The 2247-nt window shown below is 67.0% G+C and carries 2 protein-coding genes and 2 pseudogenes; 1 reads left to right on the top strand and 3 read right to left on the bottom strand.

Annotated elements, in window-relative coordinates; translation table 11 throughout:
• Positions 1-97 precede the first annotated feature (97 nt).
• Positions 98-803: pseudogene (locus tag AB0F77_RS42915) on the top strand (helicase associated domain-containing protein); the annotation flags it as partial.
• Between the two features lie 202 nt (positions 804-1005).
• Here the strand turns inward: AB0F77_RS42915 and AB0F77_RS42910 are convergent.
• The 3 genes and pseudogenes from AB0F77_RS42910 to AB0F77_RS42900 form a co-directional block, all read right to left on the bottom strand.
• Positions 1006-1312: pseudogene (locus tag AB0F77_RS42910) on the bottom strand (integrase core domain-containing protein); the annotation flags it as partial.
• 168 nt (positions 1313-1480) lie between these two features.
• Positions 1481-2032, bottom strand: coding sequence for a transposase (locus tag AB0F77_RS42905; protein ID WP_361960214.1), 552 nt, complete (start codon positions 2030-2032; stop codon positions 1481-1483).
• A partial coding sequence (locus AB0F77_RS42900) for a winged helix-turn-helix domain-containing protein (protein WP_361960211.1) occupies positions 2029-2247 on the bottom strand: 219 nt, incomplete at its 5' end. The genes AB0F77_RS42905 and AB0F77_RS42900, both read right to left, overlap by 4 nt.

The following is a 2247-nucleotide window of genomic DNA, read 5'->3' as shown; positions in this document are numbered from 1 at the left end:
TCTGGCTCACGAGACAACCGGAGGCCTTCTACGTCTACCGGTCGCTCGCCACGGGCGAGGCCGTCGCGTTCATGGCCTGGCTGCGGCTGGGCGCGCCCCCCTCGGCCGGTGGGTCCACCAGCAACGCAAAGCCCTGCGGGCCGGGGAAATCGAAGACCGGCGCAAAACCCTGCTGGACGCTCCAGAGGCAGGAATGGTCTGGGAGCCCGGCGAGGAAGCATGGGAGGCCAAGCTCGCCGCACTCAGGTCCTACCGACGGGCCACCGGACACCTCGCACCGCGACAGGACGCGAGGTGGGACGAAGGCGAGGCCATGGCGCCCATCGGACAGCACATGGCCAACCTCCGGCGCAAGGGCGCGAAGAACGGCCTGGGCAAGGCCCCGGAGCGAGCCACCGCACGCGCGGCACAGCTCACCGAGATCGACCCCGACTGGGACTGCCCGTGGCCGCTGGACTGGCAACGCCACTACCGCATCCTCGCCGACCTCGTCGACACCGACGGCGTACTGCCCGACATCGCACCGGGCGTCGTCTTCGACGGCGACGACATCGGCAAGTGGTCCGAGCAAGGCACAGCAAGCGTTCCAGCGCGGCCTTACAGCCCTCACACAGTGGGTGGAACAGGAAGGCGCCCACCGGCCTGTACCACGCGGCCACAGCGAAGAAATCACGGTCGACAGCGAAGCCGAGCCAGTGAGCGTCAAGCTGGGCGTATGGATCTCCAACACCGAAACCCGACGCGACAAACTCACCGCCGACCAGCTCGACGCGCTACGGGAACTGGGCGTGGAGTGGGCGTGAGGTCTTGTGGTGCCGTGTGGTCGGCTGTCACCGGATCAGAAGACCGCATGCCTGCACCGGATGGTCTGTGCAGGCATGCGGCGGTGACGTCGGAGTTGCTCAGCGGCGCCCTGCTCTATCCGCTTGCTGGCCTGGTCGAAGAACCGGTTCGGCAACGGAATGTCGTTGGCGGTGGGGCCTTGACCCCGGACTTTGAACACGTTTATGCAGCTTGGGCCAGAGTAGTTGCTGGTGGTTGGAAGTCGTTCTCGTAGGTGATCGGGGACCGCTGCCCAAGGCGGGAGTGCCGGCGTCGGGTGTTGTATCGGGTCAGCCAACGGAAGGCGTCGAGTCGCGCTTCACGCTCGTCCGGCCAACCTTTGCGGCCCTTGAGCGTCTCTCTTGAAGGCGGCGTTGCAGCTCTCGGCTGCGGCATTGTCCGCGCTGGACCCGACCGCTCCCATGCTCTGTCGGACCCCTGCTGACCTGCAGATTTCAGCGAAGGCCCTACTCGTATATTGCGACCCGTGAGGTCAGCGAGTACCAGCGGCCCCGCCGGGAGCGCGGATCGGGCACCGCCTCCAGGAAGAATCGCAGGTCAGACATGTCGTCCGGATTGAGCGGACTCAACTTGGCCAACACGACAGGGATCGGGGAAGATGAGACAGCGGACACGGGAATCCTTTTGATCACTTGGCTTACTGAGCTTGAACTCGGGTTGTCGTGGGTGTGAGTGATAGCCCGGTTCCGGCAAGGCATCCGTCGATCAGGTCGGGGCGGTACTGGATCGCTCTCAGGCTGCGACGGATGGTTTGGATCAGGTGCTCGGGTGTGGTGAACGCGGTGTTGGACAGCCAGCCGCGCCGCAGCGGGGACCAGACGCCCTCGACGGGGTTGAGGTCGGGTGCGTAGGACGGCAGCTGGTGGACGGTGAGCCAGTCCCGTCCGGCGATGAACTGCCGCATTCCGGCGGTGAGGTGGACGTTGAGGTTGTCCCGGATGAGGACGATCGGGCCGCCGAGCTGCTGGTGGGCGGCGATGAGCAGGTCGCGGTAGTCGGTCCAGGCGAAGCTCTTGCGTCCGTCGCGTTGGCCGTCGTCGTGGCGGGGCCGGTGGATCAGCCGGGGGCGTTCGCCGGGCTTGTAGCAGGTCAGGGCGGCGATCGAGATGCGGCGGCGGGATCGGCCGCGGACCCGGATGACGGGTGTGCGGCCACGGCGGGCCCAGGTGCGGGCGGTGGGCGGCGTCATCGAGAAGCCGGACTCGTCCTCGAAGACGATCCAGGCGCCGAGCGCCGCCGCGAGGCTTCCACCTGCGGCCAGGTCTCCTTCACCCAGCCGGTGACCCGGTCCTCCTCACGTTCGACGGCCCGTCTGGCCGGCACCTGGCAGGAGAAACCGTGCCGGATCAGCAGCTTGCGTACCCCTTGCAGGGTGTAGCTCTTGTGAAAGCGCCGCCCGATCAC

The sequence above is a fragment of the Streptomyces sp. NPDC026672 genome, from assembly GCF_040638185.1.
GTDB lineage: Bacteria > Actinomycetota > Actinomycetes > Streptomycetales > Streptomycetaceae > Streptomyces.
Note: the sequence above shows the minus strand (reverse complement) of the source record. Positions and strands in the feature narration are given on the sequence as shown.